This window comes from Streptomyces sp. NPDC059142 (genome assembly GCF_042755665.1).
Classification (GTDB): Bacteria; Actinomycetota; Actinomycetes; order Streptomycetales; family Streptomycetaceae; genus Streptomyces.
In genome coordinates, this window is record NZ_JBHZDA010000118.1 from 3,873 (window position 1) to 20,611 (window position 16,739).

Consider the following 16,739-nt stretch of genomic DNA (forward strand, 5'->3'; position numbering starts at 1 on the left):
GGGCCGGGGCCCCCCCGGGGGGGGGGGGGGTTGTGGCCCCACCCCCCCCCATGCGCGGCCGCGCGCGCGGGGGCCGGGGTGGGGGCGCGCGCCCCCGCCCCCCCGTTCAGCGCTGGGTGGGCTTGCGGGGCTGGTGCTGTTCGGCGCTGCTGTTGCGAAGGTGTCCGGCCTGCTCGGTGTCGCCGGTGGGCGCGGCTCTCTTCCCCACCCGCTTGGCAGTGGTCGACCGGCCCCGGGCGGCCGCCGCGGAGACACGCCTGGTGGCCCCCGGCATCGGCCGGTTCAGGGCCTCCCCCATTTTGCGCATCGCGTCGAGCGCCGCCGGCGGCTCGCCGTTCGCGGGCGGGGGCGGGGGCGGTGTGCCGCCTCCCCCGCGCCGGGGGCCGCTGTACCCGGCGGCCGCGTCGCCCAGCCGCAGCAGTGCGTCCGCGCTCGGCAGGTCCCGGGGCTGCTCCGTACTGCGTCCGTCGTCCCGCCGGAGCCGGTCCGCGGCGGCCTGCGCCAATTCGGCGATCTTCTCGCACACGCGGATGGAGACCCGACGGACGAAGTCGGCGACCCTGCTGTCGGCCATCAGCTTGCCGATGTGCTCGCCCGCGCGTTCCTTCATGACGGTCATGAGGTTGCCGAAGGCCCCCCTGACCGTCTGGATGTGCTGCCACTCCGGCAGATCCCGCACGGCCGGCGCGTGTGCATCGGCCTGCCGCAGCGCGGTGTTCACCGCGTCCGCCGTCTGCTGCGGGCCCCGTCCCTCCCGCTCCGCCGTCTCCCTCTCACCCGAAGACGTCACGGCCACGGACTCGGCCTCCGAGGGCTGCACCGCAACGGCCGGGCCAGCCTCGGGCACCGGCATGTTGGCCACGACTTCGGCGAACAGAGCCTCCAGCCGACCGAGTTCCTCCTCCACAGAGGCGAACAGATCCGCGCTCGTACCGTTGCCCCCGGGAACATGCTCGTCCCACGCCTCGCGGACCGCGTCGAAGTCAGCGACGACGTCGAGCGGCCGGTCCTGGGGCTGTGTGGAGGTGTCCGTCGGCCCGGTCCACAACGGCAGTTCCCCTGAAGGATCCGGCGCAGCGGGCGACCAGTCCTCATCCTGCGGAAGCTGCCCGTCACCCGGCTCGGAGACGGTGCCGGTGGTGGCCGACGCCGGATCGTCGGCCACCCGATCACCAGGTGTCACAGGACCGGCGGGCAAAGCCGTGCCGGCATCCTCCGGCGCGGCGGAGGGCGGGGCGCTCGGCTCGGTCGGTGCCACCGTGGCGACACGCTCCGCAGCGGGTGCCTCTGCGGGCGCGGGCGGGGGCACCGGTTCGGCCGACGCCGCAGCCGCGGCCTCCTGTTTCCGGGCGGCGGACTGTTCGGCCTGCGCCGCCTCCAGCGTGGCGTCGAGGCGGTCCTGGAGGTACGTGGTGTCGTACATCAGGTGCGCGAGCGGGAACGCCAGGAACCGGCGTTCATGGAGAGCGCGGTCCGCGCGCAGGGTGTCGCCCCACGCGTTGACCGCTTCCTGGACCGCGACGAGGTTGGCGGCCATCCGCTGGGAGTCGTGGACGTCGATGGCGGCGGCGCCCAGTTCTCCGAGTCGGCTGCTCAGTTCCTGGAACTGCGGGTTGTTGATGTAGTCCATCGGCACCCGCCCGGCCGCGGTCGCGATGGCGTTCAGGTGCTGCTGAGCCGCGTCCTGCAAGTCGGTACGCAGCACATCCGCCCGCGACAGACGTTGCGTGGCGACGGCCGGCCCGGCGGCGCCGTAGGGCGTCCCCGTGAACGCCGAGAACAACATGGCGCCCTGATGCGCCGCGTCCTGGGGTGAGGCGTTCAGGGCCGTGAGGTCCGGCCTCTCATCGTCCGCCAGACGGGCGAACCACCGCCCGGAGGTGGCCAGGTGCACGGTGGCGATGGTGGTGCCCTCGTGCCGCAGCTCGCCCGCGCTGGGGCCCTTCCCGTCGAGACCGGTCAGGTGGAGCTGGTAGTCGGGGTCGGCAGGAAGCGCGGACACCTCCGTGTAGGGCCGGGGTGCTGGCGGGTCTTCAACGCTCACGGTGGGACCGGCGTCTGCCGCCGTCTCAGGCACTGCCGGCGGAAGGGCGTCGCCGGGCAGGCCGACCGGCGTATCGGTCGTCGTGGCGGAGGTAGGTTCCCGCTCGTCTGCCACTTCTTCCTCCTGGTCTGGCTGGTCTGGGTTCTCGTCCGCCGTACGGTCCGGCGCGTCGCCTTCCTGCGCTGCCGCCTCGACGGCCGGCGCCTCAGCGGTTTCGGTCTGCGCGACGTCGTCCAGCGTCGGCGTCACCACGGTTGCCAGGGGCTGCGGAGCCGCATCCGCAGTCGACGTCTCCGGGTGGTGGGCCTGAGCCAGTGCCTCACCGGCAGGGGCGCGGTCGGTGTACGCGGCGACGTCGGCGGCCTGGGGCGCCGCCCCCTCAGCAGGCTCCGGCGCCGCGTCGCCATCCGCCGTCCCCCAGCCTGCGAACCCGAGGATTGCGGCAGTCATGCCGTCGGTCTCGTCTGCCGCTTCTGTCGGGGTCGCGCCGCGCCGGGCGACCAGCGCGGCCCGGTCCTGGCGGCCGGCGAACGCCTCATCCGCCGCACGCTTCTGTGCCTTCGCGGTCCCGCCCGCAGCCTTCACCGCCGCCCGGGCTTCACGCCTGGCGCGGTCGTCACCGGCTTCGCACGCCTCGGTGAGGATCTGGCTCGTCAGAGCCTGAGCGGGCCACGGGGAGGCCTCTCCGGCATCCAGAGCGGTCGACAGCATCTGCCCGGCAAGCTCCGCGGCTCGGTCGGACCACTGCTTCCAGTGCAGGTCGACCACCTTCGGATCACCCTTGGCCAGGGCGCCCGCCAGGCTCTCAACGTCGCGGTAGCCGACGTTCTCGTCGCTCAGGAGCCGGTGAGACAGGCACCGCGCGCACACGGTGTAGCAGCCAAGCTCACTGCCCTGGTCATCATCGACGGCGACCGTGTACCGGGCACCCGAGCGCTTCGCGCTGCACTTGCCGACGTACGGCTGCGACGCATCGCAATACGCGTCCGGCGTGTCGGCCATGTCGTCCGTGAGCTGGGCCACGACGCGTAGCCGCGCGGCCGGGATGGCCTCCTGAGCGAGGCCCCAGATCTTCCGCTCGGCTACGTACTGCCGGGTATCCGGGCCCTTCCGTGACCAGTCCTCACCGGTCTGGCCCTGCGCGCCGTCCGCATCGGTCAGGTGCTCCCAGCCCCACCGGCACGACGCGATAAGGCCGATGCGGCCGAACCGGTGGACCAGGTACACGCCCTCTTCGAGCTGGACGCGGTTCGTGGTCGTCTCGAACTGGGGGGCCTGCGCCGTCAGGTGCCCGTGCCGGGCCCACAGGTCCACAAACCGGGTACGAGTCGCGGTGTCCTCGCGGACCCGCGCCAGCACGGCCTCAAGGGGCCGATCCTCCAGGTTCGCGTTCCACCAGTAGGAGCCGTCAACGTCGTGTCCGGCCTCCCACTGGTCATCCGGACTGGAGTGCGACACAGGGCGCAGCCGGAACGCATGCCCGCCCGCCGTCGTCAAGATCCAGCCCTCCGCCGGTTCGCGCCGGTCGGTGAAAGACACGGGGGTGATCGTCTCGCCCTCGATGAGCGCGGCCCGAAGCTGCGCCTCTCGCCCGTCCTCAGGAACGGCCCCGCTGCCCGTGGCCGTCTCCGGCTCCGCTGGGCCCTCTGACGGGTCCTTTGCCGGACCGCCGAATAGCCCAAGCTGTTCCGTCTCGCCCTCGCCCGGGGAGGCCACGGTTCCCTCTTCCGTGGTGCGTTCGGCTGGCTGGTCCTCTACGCCTTGTTCCTCGGGGGCGGGCTCGTCCAGGGCGGCTCCCGGCGTGTCCGTCTCCGTCCAGGGGCGGGGCTGGTAGGGCTTGGCGTACGGGTCGCTCTCGCCGATCGGCGGGATGGTGGCTCGCCACCGGGCGGTGTCGTACACCTCGAACTCGAAGTGCTTGGCCGCGTTGCGCAGTACTCGGGCTGTGCGCCGTTCGGGAGCGGTGGCGCCTGGGAAAGCGTCAGCGGCTGCCCGGGCCGCGTCGCCCAACGCCTGCATCTGCGCGGTGTTCAGGACGTACTTGCGGTGCGCGGTCACCCAGTCCGGCGGCTCGATCGGAGTGCCGTCCGAGTAGGTTGCGTCCAGGGCCAGGCGGCGCAGCTCGCGTACCTGGGCCGTGGTCAGGCGTACCTCGCGGGCGGCGTACTCGGGCGTGGTGGGGCTGCGGTGCGGCGGTTCCTTGAACGCGTGCAGCCCGGAGTTCACGGCCCCGGCGGCCCGGATCGCCGGGACGCCAGCGGAGGGCGGCAGTGCCTCGTGGAAGGGCATGTTGTCGGGGGCGCCGCCGCGTGCGTCCTGCGCCCACCAGTAGCGGCGGCCGTCATCGGCGATGCGGGCTCGGACCCAGCCGATGACCGCGCCGTCGGTGTCGACCACCGTGCCGTACCCGGCCTCCGTGTCCAGGTCGACCAGCCGGTTGCCGTCTCCGTAGCGCAGTTCAATGCCCTCACTGGTAGCCGCCTGCGCGGCGTCAGCGGCGTTCTTGCGTTCCTTCGCCGCACGGTCGGCGTCCTCCTGTGGGGCGGCGCCGTCCGGCCACTGGATCTCGCTCCTGTCCCAGACCCGGGTGCCGGAATGGGTGGTGACAAGCACCAGATCGCCGTCGTCGGTGCCGACGACCGTGCCGGGGCCGTCCGGGGTCTGGACGATCACCGTGGGGGCGGCGTCCGGAGTGGTCTCCGGGTCGGTGTCGGTCTCCGTCTCCTGGGGCCTGTTGTCCGGCACGCCGGGGTCGGCGGTCGGGGCGGGAGGGTCCGGCTCGGTGACGGTCGGCGGCGGGACTGGCTCCTCCGTGCTCTCCTCCCGCGGCCCGGCCTCTTCGGCGGAGTCCGGGACCAGGGGCGCGTTCTCCTGCTGCTCGGTCTCGACGCTCCCGTCCGTGTCGGGGGCGGGGCCATTGCAGGTGTAGGCGACTCCGAGGTCCTCGAAGGCGGCCCGCAGCCTCTGTACGGCCGTGTCGCGGACCTCGAAGGGGGTGTTGCGGCGCTGGTACCACTTCTGTTGTCGGCGCGACCAGTTGAAGCCGAGGTCGTTCAGCGCGTCCCGGATGCGCTGGTCACCACCGGGCGGGGTGTTGCGGACCTCGGTGCCCTCGGGGTCGTGGTCGATGACGATGCGGGCAGCCGCGGCTTCCTCGGCCGCGATCTGGGCTTCGGAGGGCAGCTCGATGACCGTGCCGGGCGGGGCGGCGAGGATCGCCTCCAGGTCGACCGTCCACAGCGGTTCCGTCTCGTCCTGGTACAGCGTGATCAGGTCGAGGCACAGGTTGGTCAGTTGCTCGGACTGCTGGGCCCGCTGCTCGCTGACCTGGCGGTTGACCCACTCGTGGTAGCTGATGCGGAAGCTGCCGCCGACGCGCTCCCCGACCTTGCCGATCTCATGCACCAGGTCGAGAGTGGGGTTGTCCGGGTCGTAGGAGTAGCCGACGCCGGGGCGGTCGATGTAGGCCACGACGGTCTTGCCGGAGAGCTTGTGGCGCTGCAAGAGCGGTTCGTAGTACCGCAGGACCGCAGCGATACGCACCATTGCCTCAGAGGGGCCCGTGCGCTGCTCCGGCTCGGCCCGGTCGAGCCCCGGCTCCTCTCCCGGTGCGCCAGGATCCGCTCCCGCCGGAGCCTCGGCTGTCTCCTGCGCCGGGCCCGGCGCAGACATCTCGGTCTCCGGGGCACGCGGGCTCGGTTCGAGCGGCCGGTCTCCGGGGTCCGGGGTCTGCTGAGCGTCGGCCGGCGCTTCCTCGGTCGTCGTGGACTGTTCTGCGGGCAGGGCCGCGATGGTGGCCTGCGAGCGGGCTGCAAGGCCGTGGGACGCAGCGTAGACGTCCTGAAGGGGGTCGAGGAGGCCTCTCTCGACCACCGGCTCCAGCGCCATGCACCAGGCGGCCACGCCGTAGATCCGGCGGACGATCTCCTCCGGTCCGCCGGAGACGGGTTCACGCAACGCCAACCGGGCCCGGTGGTAGGCGATGTGCAGTTCAGCGATGGGATTGTCCGGGGTGCCGAAGCTGTCGGGCCTGGCGGTGCGGTCCTGGGCAAGGTAGGCCCGGACGGTCGGGTGCCGACTCCACCGGTCGTAGGCGGTCTCCAGCCGCTGTACGTCCGCCAGGTCGTCCTGGTCGGTGAAGGGCTCTGCGTCATGGAACTGAGGGACTTCGTCCAGATTCGGAGCTGTGACGCTCAGCTCGGGCAGCCGCTGTGCCGGTTCCGCTGGCGCAGGGTTTTCCTGCGGTTCGCGTCCCCCGTCCCCCGACGGGCGGGAGCCGTCGGGGACGGCAACCTGCCGGTCATCATCGGTGATCGCAGGGGTCGGGTCCTCCGGGACGGCTGCGGCGCCGGAGAGGAGAACTTCCTCCGCTTCCGCGGACTTCTGCTCGGAGGCCGCGCCGTTGCCCGGAGTCTCGGGCGCCGGCGGCCCGGAGGAAGGTTCCACCTCGGGCTCGGCAGGGGCCGCAGGCTCGGGGGTGCGCTGGCCGGGCTGATCCTGTGGTTCGGTCTGCGGGGGGCTGCCCTGCTGTCCGGCGGTGGGTGGGGGCGTCTCGGCCGGTCCGGTTCCAGCGCCCGCCGCGGTGTCGGCCGTGCCGTCATCGCCGAACCTGGTACCGGCCGCGCCGCCGGGGCGGCTCTCGTCCTGTGCGAAGCCCCGGGCTGCGGCCTGGATCTCGTGTTCGTCGGTGATGGACTTGCGCAGCACCGTGATGTGCTCGCGCATCGCCTCAAGTTCCTCGTTGACGCCTTCGGCGGCTTGCTCGCTGACGCTCGCGGCGCGTTCGGCGCGCTCGGCGAGGGCGGCCTCCTTCTCGTTCGCGACGACGAGCTTGCCCAGGCTCCGCTCCTCGCGTTCCTTGGAACGTGCCTGGATGCGGTACGGGTTCTCATCCTTGGGCCGCAGGTTGTCAGCGATCTCTTCGCGGCGGCCGCGCAGGGTCTCGGCTGATTCATCGAGCCTCTTGAGGTCGTCGTCCAGATGGCTGAGGAAGCGCTCCAGCGACTGGATGGCGCCACGTCCGTTGGACTGGGTGACGGAGGAGGCCTGCCACTGCGCGCGGTCCTCGCGCTGGCCGAGGGGCACGACGTAGCCCCAGGCGAAGCGCAAACGCATCTGGCGGCGGCCGGAGGCTCCGTAGACGACTTCCGCGTGGAAGTCCTGCCCGCCGAGGGTGCCGACCGGGACACGGTCGCCGGGCCGGATCGACTGATCCCCGGCGATGGTGACCATCCGGGCCCCCAGCGCGTTCGCGGCCGCCTCACGGCTGCGGTAGGTGGCATCGGCCACCGTCATGGCGAAGGCGTCACCGGCGGTCGGGCGGCGGTTCGGGGCCGCCACCCGCATGCCCTCGCGGGCGATGTCCGCGCGGGCGAGGAAGTTCTCAATGTCGGTGAGCTGCTGACTGCGGCCGTCCTGCTGCCGGTCCCAGCTCCGGGCCAGGCCTTGGAGCCGGGACCGTTCGGCCGTGGCCTCGGCGAGTTGGAGGATCGCCGGGTCGCCGGAGGCGAGCGCGGCGAGCATGCCGATGTTGAGGGCGTCGGCGCCGATGTCCTCGATCTCTCGGGCGCTGAAGTCCTTGCGCTGGATCTGGCTGATGAAGCGGGCCTTGCGTGCCAGGGTCGTCAGCCGGAACTCGTCGAAGGTCCGCTCAGTGATGTAGTAGAAGACCCGGACGTCGTCGGGCGTGTTCGCGATCCACGGCGCGTTCAGGTTGCCGCGACGCTCGATCCGGCCGTCACGCTGGGCCATGTCCGCCGGCCGCCACGGGTACGAGAGGTGGTGCAGCGCGGTGGCCCGGTCCTGGATGTTGGTACCGGTGCCCATCTTCTGCGTGCTGCCGACCAGGACGCGGACGCGTCCGGAGCGGCAATCGGCGAACAGCTTCTCCTTCTTCCGGTCGGTGCCCGCCTCGTGGATGAAGCGGATCGACTCGCGCGGCACCCCCTTGGCGACCAGTTCGTCGCGCAGGTCCGCGTACAGGTTGGCAGCGTGCTTGGCGGTGCTGCCCGGGGTGCCCTCGTCCAGGAAGACGAGCTGGAGGCCACCGCGCAGTTCCTGCGGGGCCGGGTCGCTCCCGGAGACCGGGTAGACGATGTCCTTCGTCTCCTGCCAGATCTCCGCGATCCTCTCGGCCGCGTAGGGGATCTTGCTGCCCAGGGCTTTGCCGGTGATCTGGTCGGCGCTGACGCTGGACCCCAGACTTTCCAGGGCCTGGGTGACGTCGACCAGGTCCAGGTCGACGGAGGCGCGCAGGCCTTCACCGAGGGCCTTGAGGACACCGCCCGGCTTGCGCACCCACGGCTGATGGGGCAGTTGCTTGATGAACTGCCGCTGCACCGGCGTCGGCGGGATGAGGACGGTCTCACCGCGCTGGCCGTCCTCGTTCTCCCGTACGGGCGGGGTGGGCAGGTCCAGATCTTCGGCCGTCCGCACGTCGGCGAACACGCGGTACCCGGCCATGAGTTCGGGCACGTTGAAGAAGCGGGCGAAGCGGGCCTTGTACTTGTAGCCGTCGCCCTTGGGGTCGGGCTCCAGGTTGGAGACGACCTCGCCGAAGGTTGCAGCCCAGTTGTCGAAGGCTTCGAGCCCCATCTCGGCCAGGAGCTGCGGGGCGAGGTAGCGCTTGAGGACGTAGGCCTCGGTCACCGAGTTGGCGATCGGGGTGCCGGTGGCCAGGGTCGCCACGCGATCGGAGTCGTTGGTTTCGCGGAGCCAGGACAGCACCATGTGGAGCTTGGTGGCCTTCGCCGAGCCCTGGATCGAGGCACCGGGGATCGCCGAGACGGTACGCAGATTCTTGTACTCGTGCGCTTCGTCCAGGAACAGGTAGTCGACACCGGTGTCTTCCAGAAAGACGCCGTTGTCGTCGCCCACGGCTTCGATCTGCTGCTGGAGCTTGGCCTCAGCGTTGGCCAGGGACTCCTCGATCTGCTTGACCGTGTTGCGGTGCATCCCCGCCTCGGCGGCCTCATCGAGCTGAAGCCGAAGCGAGGCCAGTTCGCGGTCGAGGTAGGAGCGCATGTTCTCCGGGCGCAGCGGCACCCGGTTGAACGCCTCGTGTGTGAGGATCACGGCGTCCCACTCGCCGCCCGCGATCCGGCCCATGAACTTCGCCCGGCGCTTCACGCTCAGGTCGGATGCTGAGATCGCCAGGATCTTGGCGTTGGGGTAGAGCTGGCGGAACTCTCTGCTCCACTGCTTGAGCATGTGGTTGGGCACGACCAGGGCGGGCTTCCTCGCCAGGCCCGTACGGCGCAGCTCCATCGCGCCGGCGGCCATCGTCGCCGTCTTGCCTGCCCCGACGACGTGCGCGAGCAGTGCCGTCGGTTCGTGCACGATCCGGCGGATCGCCGCGTTCTGGTGATCCTTCATGTTCCAGCCGGCGATCAGACCGGGAAGGCTCAAGGGGGCTTCGGAGTGCTCCGTCAGCACCAGGTTGTTGAGCAGCTCGTTGTAGACCTTCGCGAGCTGGGCCGCCCGGGTCTTATCCTCCCAGACCCAGTCGTCGAAGGCCTCGGTGATCAGTCGGGCCTTCTCCTGGGCTTCGTCGGTGGCCGCCTTGTCGACATAGGTGCGGCCATCGCGGTCGCGGTAGGTGACCTGGATGGTCGACTCGGCCTGCCGCAGCAGCGAGGTGAACAGGTCCTGGGTGGGCCGGGAGCTGGTACCCCACTCGGTCCGGGCCAGGTCTCCGTTCTTGGCGCCGCGGACCTCCCAGATGGTGCCGCCCGCGTGCACGACGCTGGCGTCCTCGAACCCGAGGTGGGCGAGGAAGTCGTTGTAGACGTCGACCGGGATCCAGGGGGCGCCGATCTTCGCTTTGATCTCGGAGGGCGTCAGGTCGGTGGGCTGGATCCGCTCCAGGGCGGCGACGTTGGCCTGGAACGTCGGGTCGTCGGCGGCCCGCTCCCGGGCGGCCGCGAGCTTGGTACGGACGTTCCCGGACAGGTAGCGGTGACTCGGCTCCCACAGGTCGTGCTGCTGCGGGTCGCGGTAGGCGAGCCCGGCGTCCGCGCACTGTGCAGCCGCGCTCTCCTCGTCCACGGCCAGCAGGCTCGCCACGCGGCTCATGTCCAGGCGGCCGCCGTCGTGCTCCATCGCCAAGGCGATGGCGTCCTCGTGGGTGTGCGCCCGGATCGGCAGGGTGCGCGGCTCCAGCACCCGGGTCAGGAGCACCTTCTGCTCGGCACCCTTGCCCGTCCGGTCGTCCCACTCCTCTAGGCCGAACAGCAGCGAGGCGTCGGGGTCGTCATCGATCCAGGCGAACGCGGTACGCGCCTTCCAGGCCTCCGGAACCTCCTTGAACCCCTGCGCCGTGGCCCGCTCGCGGGCGCCGGGCGGGGTGAACCGGTAATACTGGCGCGGCTTGGTGAGCGGCGGGTAGCTCTTGCGGTAGTCCCGCCAGGCGACCCGCAGCTCGGCACGGAGCCGGGCGAGCTGGGGCGTCTCACCGGGTTCTGGGGTATCGGCCTCCGCCGCGTACAGAGCCAGAGTCAGGCCCTTGAGGCGGATGAGCTGGACCAGTTGCTCACGCTGGTCGGAGTGGACCTCCAGCGGGGCGGGGCGACCCCCGTCGATGATGGTCGGGTTGCCGTCGGCGTCGAGCCCGAGGGCCCCCTCGGTGCCGCCGGTGACGATCCTCTCCACCGGTTCGGCGCGCTGGTCGGAGACGGCGGTAAGGCCCGCAGCCCGGGCCTCCACCAGGATCCCGGCGGCCGCAGCCGACAACGCTTCCGCCGGCGTCTGATCGGTACGGCCCACGACCGTGACGTCCGGGCCCCACTCGCGAGAGCCCGCGCGCAGCTCGCCCAGTACGTTCTCGGGATGCGCGTCGAAGTAGGTGTTCATCGCGAGTTCGTCGTCGTGGCCGGGCAGCACCCGCTTGCTCGCTGTCAGCCATGTCCGGTCCCCCGGCTCCTCACCATCCATCCGGCGCCGCAGGAACAGCACGTCGGTAACCACGTCCGTCCCGGCCGACGCCCTGTGCGCCTTGGCGGGCAGACGGACCGCGCCGACCAGATCACCGAGCCGGTACATGCGCTCACGGGCGTCCGGCTTCTCGGCGTCCAGGGTGTAGCGGGAGGTGATGAGTGCGACGACACCGCCCGGGCGGGTCGCGTACAGCGACTTCAGTACGAAGTGGTCATGGATCGACAGCTTCAGATCGGGGTTGTGGACCTTGTCGAACCGCTTGTACCGGCCGAAGGGAACGTTGCCGACCACACCGTCGAAGCCGCCGTCGGCGAGCCGTACCGCTTCGAGGCCGCTGGTGATGATCTCCGCGTCCGGGTACAGGTGGCGGGCGATCGCCGCAGTGGTCGGCTCCACCTCCACACCGGTCATCTGCACCGGCATCAGAACCGGCGACAGGCCGATGAAGTTGCCACTGCCGCAGCCCGGTTCGAGGAAACGGAGGCCGCGACGGGGTCGAGGAATGAGCCCGCGGACCGCATCCCAGATCGAGCGGACCAGGTCGGCGTCCGTGTAGTGCGCGTTGATCGTATTGCGGCGGGCCGCCGCCCACTCGTCCTCGGTGAGCAGGGTCCGGATCTGCTCGCGCAGATCACTGACGGCCTCCCAGCGCGCGGCCGCGCGCTCAAAGGGCACCTCTTCGTTCGGCCCGAACCCGGCACGCGCGGGCCGCGGGTTGAAAATGACGGGCAGGGCGCCCCAGCCGGACCAGCGCGCGAGAGCACTCTGCTCCTCCGCGGTGGCCCGGCGCTGCTCACGTTCCAGGACGCGCAGCGCCTCCACGGCCGCCAGGTTGGCGCGGGCCCGCTCCCTCTGACCGGACGGAGCGAGATCTCCCTGACCGTCCGGCCGGAAGCGGGCCGGAGCTACATCTCCCGGTGCTCCGTCCCCGGCTCCTTCTCCACCCAGATCTCCTCCGCGTACACCAGCTCCTGCGCCTGCGACCGCGTCGTCATCCGGGCCGCCCCTCGCTGGTCCATCGGAAGCTTCTGGAGCAGTTCGGCCGTCAACGTTCCGATCTGCTCCGTCACCCGCAGGTCCAGCTCCTGGAAGTACGCCTCCTGCCGCTCCGGGCTCCCCAGCGCCTCCAGCGCCTGCGGCCGGTACGTCTCCCAGTACTCCCGAGCCGTCTTGCCATGCCTGCTCAACTGTGTCACTGCGGTTCTCCTCACCGTCGCGGAGCGCCGACTCCGCTCCCCCGATACTCATGCGCGTTCTCCCCCATGGTGCTGGTAGGGCACAGGCCTACGCCCCGGGCCGGCACACCGCCACCACAGACGGGACCAGGGGCTCCCCAGCCTCGCCCGGGCACTCCACAGCGGCCGGACATGATCCATCCTCTGCGACCCTACGACTCACCAACAGCGGATTTCCCCTGCCGCACCGGAGGTTGACTCATTACGTCGCGCGTCACAGCCGCAGCGGTACGTGACTGATTTATCTGGCTACATTTCCTCTATGGCGATGGTGAGGATGAAGTTCCACGTGGCTCTGACCGAGCACGCCCTGGAAGGGCTCAACGCGACCCGCAAGGCGGAGCGGGAACGCGAGGAGGAGTGGATCGCCGGACTCCGGCAGAAGCTGCTCGTCCCCGGCACCTCCCGGCGCGCGGCCGCCGCCGTCCGGCGCGAGATCCGGGCCCAGGTCGCCCAGCGACGACGCACCGGCGAGTTCGGCGGCACCCGGGACGACATCGTCACCCGCGCCGTACGCCAGGAACTAAGGGCTCGCGGACTGGACCGCAAATGGCCGAAGCCCCCGGAAGGCGCACTCGACGGACCGGGACGCCCCTGGGGCACACCCCCGAGCGCACCGATGGGCGAGGGCGGATACACCCATCGCGTCTCGGTGAATCTACCCCTCGCTCTCGGTGAAACCGTCCGCCGTGCCGCGTACTGGACAAGCAAGGCCGCCGTCGAGGGCCTCCAGGAATGGGCCGACCGCTGGGGCGACGGAATCGACGTGGCTATACGGGAAGCCGAGCGCGACGGAGTCCCCCCCGAACTCGCCCTCATGTCCGCCGCCGGCAGGCCATCCGCCCCGCAGTCCGCGCTAGAGATCCGAGACCGACTTCGCCAACAGATCCTCACCACAGGGGACTTGCTCCGCGCCGCTGTCGACCGGACCGCAGGGGGTGAACAGCCGGAACTTCCCGACGACGGGTGACTCTCAGAGCGACCCACATTCGCGCCTCCGACGCGGTGGCCCTGCCCCATGTCAAGGTCTGGCAAGCTATCTGCGTCCGAGTACCCAGCAGGGGAAGCCCACGGAGGTTCCACATGCCCCCCTCGCAGCAAAGCGAAGTCGCTACGGCCCGCCCGCACCGCGCTAAGGTGATCACTTTCTTCCAGCAAAAAGGCGGCGCCGGAAAGTCGACGGACGCCATCAATACCGCCGCAGTAATGGGGGAGAGCAACCCCCCTGAGCACGGAAGGCCGTGCCCCGTCGTCGCCTGCGGTGTTGACGTCCAGGGCTCCCTTGAGGAGTGGGCCAGCAAGGTCCCCGAGGAGCGACTCCCCTTCGACTACGTCATCACCAAGGGAAGGGTCGGCGAGCTCACAAAACTCGTTGAGGACCCTGACGTCCTGCGGATCGTCGTTGACACTCCTGGATTCGCCGACATCGACCCCAACGCGCCGATCGACGCGGAGGACCCTCTCGGCTTTGGGCCAGCGGCTGAGGCCATGCGTGAGGTGCTAGAACTCACCGACCTTGCCCTGGTGCCGATCGTGCCAGTCGAGACGCTGACTCACAAACCGGCCGAGTTCACAGTTGAACGCCTACTGCGGCCGCGTGGCATCCCCTTCCGACTGCTGATCAACAACTGGGACTCCGGCACCGACCCGAAGAGGAAGGATCTCAAGGAGATGCAGGATTGGTGCCGGGAGCGGGACTACCCATATATGTCCCAGGCCATCCGCAGGTACAAGATGCACGCACAGGCCCCCGCCCAGGGCCTGACCGTGATCCAGTACAAGGAGAGCGGAACGGCGCTACGGGCGCGCGAGGACTTCTACAAGTTGGCTCTGGGCGTGGAGGGACTGATCTGATGGGTGGGCAGCGGAACGCATCTCCTACCGAGCGGTATGAGCACAAGAGCGCGATCGACATGGCGAAGGCCCTCCAGCCGCTTCGCCGCCCCTTGTCCGCGCAGCCGACAACTCTCACGTCAGACGAGAGAGGGATGCTCGCGCAGTGTGTCGCCGCAGTGGACACGTTGCAGTGGGCGTTCTGGCTTGCAGGGAAGGCCCTGGAGAACATCCGGGTGGGCAAGCTCTACCGCGCCGAGTGCGACTCCTTCGATGAGTTCGTATGGAAGCACTGGCGGATGAAGAAGGCGCACGCCAACAAGCTCATCCGGACTTGGCGTATCGCCGAAGCCGTGTTCGAACTTCTATCGAACGAAGTGGCTCCAATTGGAGCCACCAGGAAGAAGCCGACCGCCTTGAGCGCCAACGCCGAGAAGGCACTCAAGGCCCTCAATCAGGCCCAGGTATGGGAGCTGGTTACCGTGGCGGACACATGGGACCTCGACGCGGCAGTGCTGGTCTACAAGACCGTGGTCGAGGTCGACGGTGTGGACGTGACAGCCAAGGTCCTCAACGGGGCAGTCACATCGCTTCCGACGGGTGACTTCGACGCCGAGCAGGTCGCCGAATATGTCCGGGACTACCTGGAGTCCCTGGACGAGGAGGATCACAAGGATGACGGCCCGGCCGACTTCACGGACCGGGTCGAGAAGGCAGTGCCCTACGGGTGGGTGAAACGTTTGGCACAGAAGGACACCGCCGAAGCCGGTCGCTACCTGGACGAGCTTCAGGCCCACATCGACAAATGCAGGTCCGAGCTACTTGAGTCGGCAAGCCCTGACTCTGAGCAGCAGACCGAGGCGCCAAAAGAGGCAGAGGCATCGGCCTGACACTCCCCTGTAAACGCAAAAAAGCGGCCCCGTCCTCGGACGGGGCCGCTTCGTGTTGTTCAGCAGGTTCCGAGCAGAACTCTGGCAAACACGGAGTGTGCAGGCCAGAGCTGTTGAGTCAGGATCCGGGGCCGCTAGACCACATGCCGGGGCCCGGGCGGCCGGTGACGGCCGCCCGGGTGGAACCAGTCAGAGAGCGGTGAGTACGGCCGTTGCCAGGGCGGTGAGCGCGAGGACGGTGGTGTAGATCGCGGCGCACAGTATGGCGTACTTATCCCGGGCGATCCGGGAGAGGCGGACGATGTCCTCGGCGGGGTCGGCCGGGGTCTCCAGGTCGGCGGTCACCTCCTGGGGGGTGCACGTCGCCCAGTAGAGGTAGGTCCGGCGGGGGGCGCCGGCGATGCGCGGGAGGATCACCAGCAGGACCATGACCATCGCCGCGACCAGCCCGGCCGCTCCGGCGCCGACGAGCGCCATGGCCACGGCGGGCAGGTTCCGGCCGGGGACGGTGGGGACCAGGACGGCCAGCGGCAGGCCGAGCGCGGCCAGCAGCGAACCGGCCTTGGTGTCGGTCCGGGCGATCTCCGCCCGTACGCCGTCGGTCGCCGCCCGGTAGGGGAGTTCGCCGTTCATCGGGCGGTGCCTCCGGTGGTGAGGGTCCAGGTCCAGGGCTGGGAGTCGGCGGCGGCCGCGGCCGCCGCGATCCCCAACTGGAGCGCGGTCTGCCGGTGGGGCTTGCCGAGGCGACGGTGGTCGGCGGCGCGGCGCAGCAGGACGGCGAGGAGGGCGGCGTGGCCGGGGTCGAGGGTGTGCTCGTCCTGTCCGGCGGTGTCCAGGATCGCGGTCAGGGGCGGGTGGTCGGCGTGCGGGAGGACGCCGCGTACGTGTACGCCGAGATCGCGCAGGGCCTTGACGGGGATGGTGTCGACGCCGAAGAAATCACTGCCGTGGCTGACGGTGACGTGCATGTTCATGGGCGGGTGGATCCCTTCAGAGGCTGATCTGGGCGAGGAGGGCGGCGAGGCCGCCGGCGGCGGCGTTGATGGGCGCGGCCGCGCCGGTGGAGGCGAGGAAGAAGCCGAGCCCGGCGGTGGCGAGGGCGGGCAGGACGCGCAGCGCACCGTTGCGCAGCAGGCCGAAGACGACGATCGCCAGCAGGACGACGACGCTCAGGGACACGGACACGAGGAGTTCTCCTTGTTGTCCGGCCCCTGTTGGACCTGTTAGGTCCAACAGGGGCCGGGGGTGTGGGGTCGCGGCGGGGAGCGGGTCAGGCGGTGGGTCGCTGGCCGAGGGCGTGACGAGGGGCGGGCGTGTGGGTGGCCGGGGTGCAGGCCATCTGGTGCAGGGCGCGGGCCCGGCCGAGGGCGACGTTCAGGCGGCGCAGTAACAGCCGTCCGGCCTCGGGCAGGTCGTGCTCGTCGGGGTCCAGGAAGCGCAGGTTGATGCGCCCGACGGTCAGCTTGATGCGGTGCAGGTCGGCCCCGGTCACGGCGATGCTGGTGGGCGCGGCCGGGCGGTCCGGGACGGTAGCGGCGCCCAGGAGCTGGTAGAGCCGTTCCAGGAACGCCGTCGAGTCCCGGCGCCAGGCGGTGTCGGCGGACGCGGCGGACGCGGTCACGAGGCGTTCGATCAGTTCCAGGTCCTCGGGTACCGAGACCGGGAAGGTCAGCGCTCCGTCGGTCTGCGCGTACGGGTGGTTCATGGAGATGCCCTTTCGGGAGATGGGCGTCGGGCCGCGCGGGGCGGGGCCCCCGCGGGGGCGGGGGGGGGGCGGGGGGCGAGGGGGGGTGGCGCCCCGCC

Annotated in this window: 9 protein-coding genes; 3 read left to right on the forward strand and 6 right to left on the reverse strand. The window is 70.5% G+C overall.

The window, feature by feature from the left end:
* Positions 1-106 precede the first annotated feature (106 nt).
* Complete coding sequence (locus ACFXPK_RS29260; protein WP_385080089.1) at positions 107-11,800, reverse strand: DEAD/DEAH box helicase family protein; 11,694 nt, start codon at positions 11,798-11,800, stop codon at positions 107-109.
* An 83-nt stretch (positions 11,801-11,883) separates the two neighbouring features.
* The gene (locus tag ACFXPK_RS29265; RefSeq protein ID WP_385080091.1) at positions 11,884-12,174 is read right to left on the reverse strand and encodes a hypothetical protein; all 291 of its coding nucleotides are present in this window, start codon (positions 12,172-12,174) and stop codon (positions 11,884-11,886) included.
* Between the two features lie 301 nt (positions 12,175-12,475).
* Here ACFXPK_RS29265 and ACFXPK_RS29270 point away from each other — a divergent pair, with 301 nt between their 5' ends.
* The 3 genes from ACFXPK_RS29270 (at position 12,476) to ACFXPK_RS29280 (ending at position 14,936) form a co-directional block, all read left to right on the forward strand.
* Positions 12,476-13,183 carry a hypothetical protein gene (locus tag ACFXPK_RS29270; protein ID WP_385080093.1) on the forward strand — a complete coding sequence of 236 codons (708 nt, stop codon included), beginning with the start codon at positions 12,476-12,478 and terminating at the stop codon, positions 13,181-13,183.
* Positions 13,184-13,350: 167 nt separating this feature from the next.
* Positions 13,351-14,067, forward strand: a complete 717-nt coding sequence (locus ACFXPK_RS29275; RefSeq protein WP_385080095.1) for a ParA family protein — start codon at positions 13,351-13,353, stop codon at positions 14,065-14,067.
* A gap of 59 nt (positions 14,068-14,126) precedes the next feature.
* A complete protein-coding gene (locus ACFXPK_RS29280; protein WP_385080096.1) occupies positions 14,127-14,936 on the forward strand; it encodes a hypothetical protein in 810 nt (269 codons plus the stop codon).
* Positions 14,937-15,125: 189 nt separating this feature from the next.
* On the opposite strand, the gene ACFXPK_RS29285 is transcribed toward ACFXPK_RS29280, so the two are convergent.
* The 4 genes from ACFXPK_RS29285 to ACFXPK_RS29300 all read right to left on the reverse strand — a co-directional run bounded on the left by ACFXPK_RS29285 (position 15,126) and on the right by ACFXPK_RS29300 (position 16,641).
* Positions 15,126-15,569 carry a Pycsar system effector family protein gene (locus ACFXPK_RS29285; protein WP_385080098.1) on the reverse strand — a complete coding sequence of 148 codons (444 nt, stop codon included), beginning with the start codon at positions 15,567-15,569 and terminating at the stop codon, positions 15,126-15,128.
* Positions 15,566-15,910: a hypothetical protein gene (locus tag ACFXPK_RS29290; RefSeq protein ID WP_384995189.1), complete on the reverse strand. Its 345-nt coding sequence runs from the start codon at positions 15,908-15,910 to the stop codon at positions 15,566-15,568. The genes ACFXPK_RS29285 and ACFXPK_RS29290 overlap by 4 nt, the downstream gene beginning before the upstream one ends.
* A gap of 16 nt (positions 15,911-15,926) precedes the next feature.
* Positions 15,927-16,121 (reverse strand): hypothetical protein, encoded by a 195-nt coding sequence (locus tag ACFXPK_RS29295; RefSeq protein ID WP_385080099.1) that lies wholly within the window; start codon positions 16,119-16,121, stop codon positions 15,927-15,929.
* 85 nt (positions 16,122-16,206) lie between these two features.
* Positions 16,207-16,641 carry a hypothetical protein gene (locus ACFXPK_RS29300; protein WP_385080101.1) on the reverse strand — a complete coding sequence of 145 codons (435 nt, stop codon included), beginning with the start codon at positions 16,639-16,641 and terminating at the stop codon, positions 16,207-16,209.
* Positions 16,642-16,739: the final 98 nt, after the last annotated feature.

Excerpts from the sequence above, each read along its gene's own strand:
- ACFXPK_RS29270 (WP_385080093.1), top strand. The coding sequence starts at position 12,476 with ATGGCGATGGTGAGGATGAAGTTCCACGTGGCTCTGACCGAGCACGCC.
- ACFXPK_RS29280 (WP_385080096.1), top strand. The coding sequence starts at position 14,127 with ATGGCGAAGGCCCTCCAGCCGCTTCGCCGCCCCTTGTCCGCGCAGCCG.
- ACFXPK_RS29285 (WP_385080098.1), bottom strand. The coding sequence starts at position 15,569 with ATGAACGGCGAACTCCCCTACCGGGCGGCGACCGACGGCGTACGGGCG.
- ACFXPK_RS29290 (WP_384995189.1), bottom strand. The coding sequence starts at position 15,910 with ATGAACATGCACGTCACCGTCAGCCACGGCAGTGATTTCTTCGGCGTC.
- ACFXPK_RS29300 (WP_385080101.1), bottom strand. The coding sequence starts at position 16,641 with ATGAACCACCCGTACGCGCAGACCGACGGAGCGCTGACCTTCCCGGTC.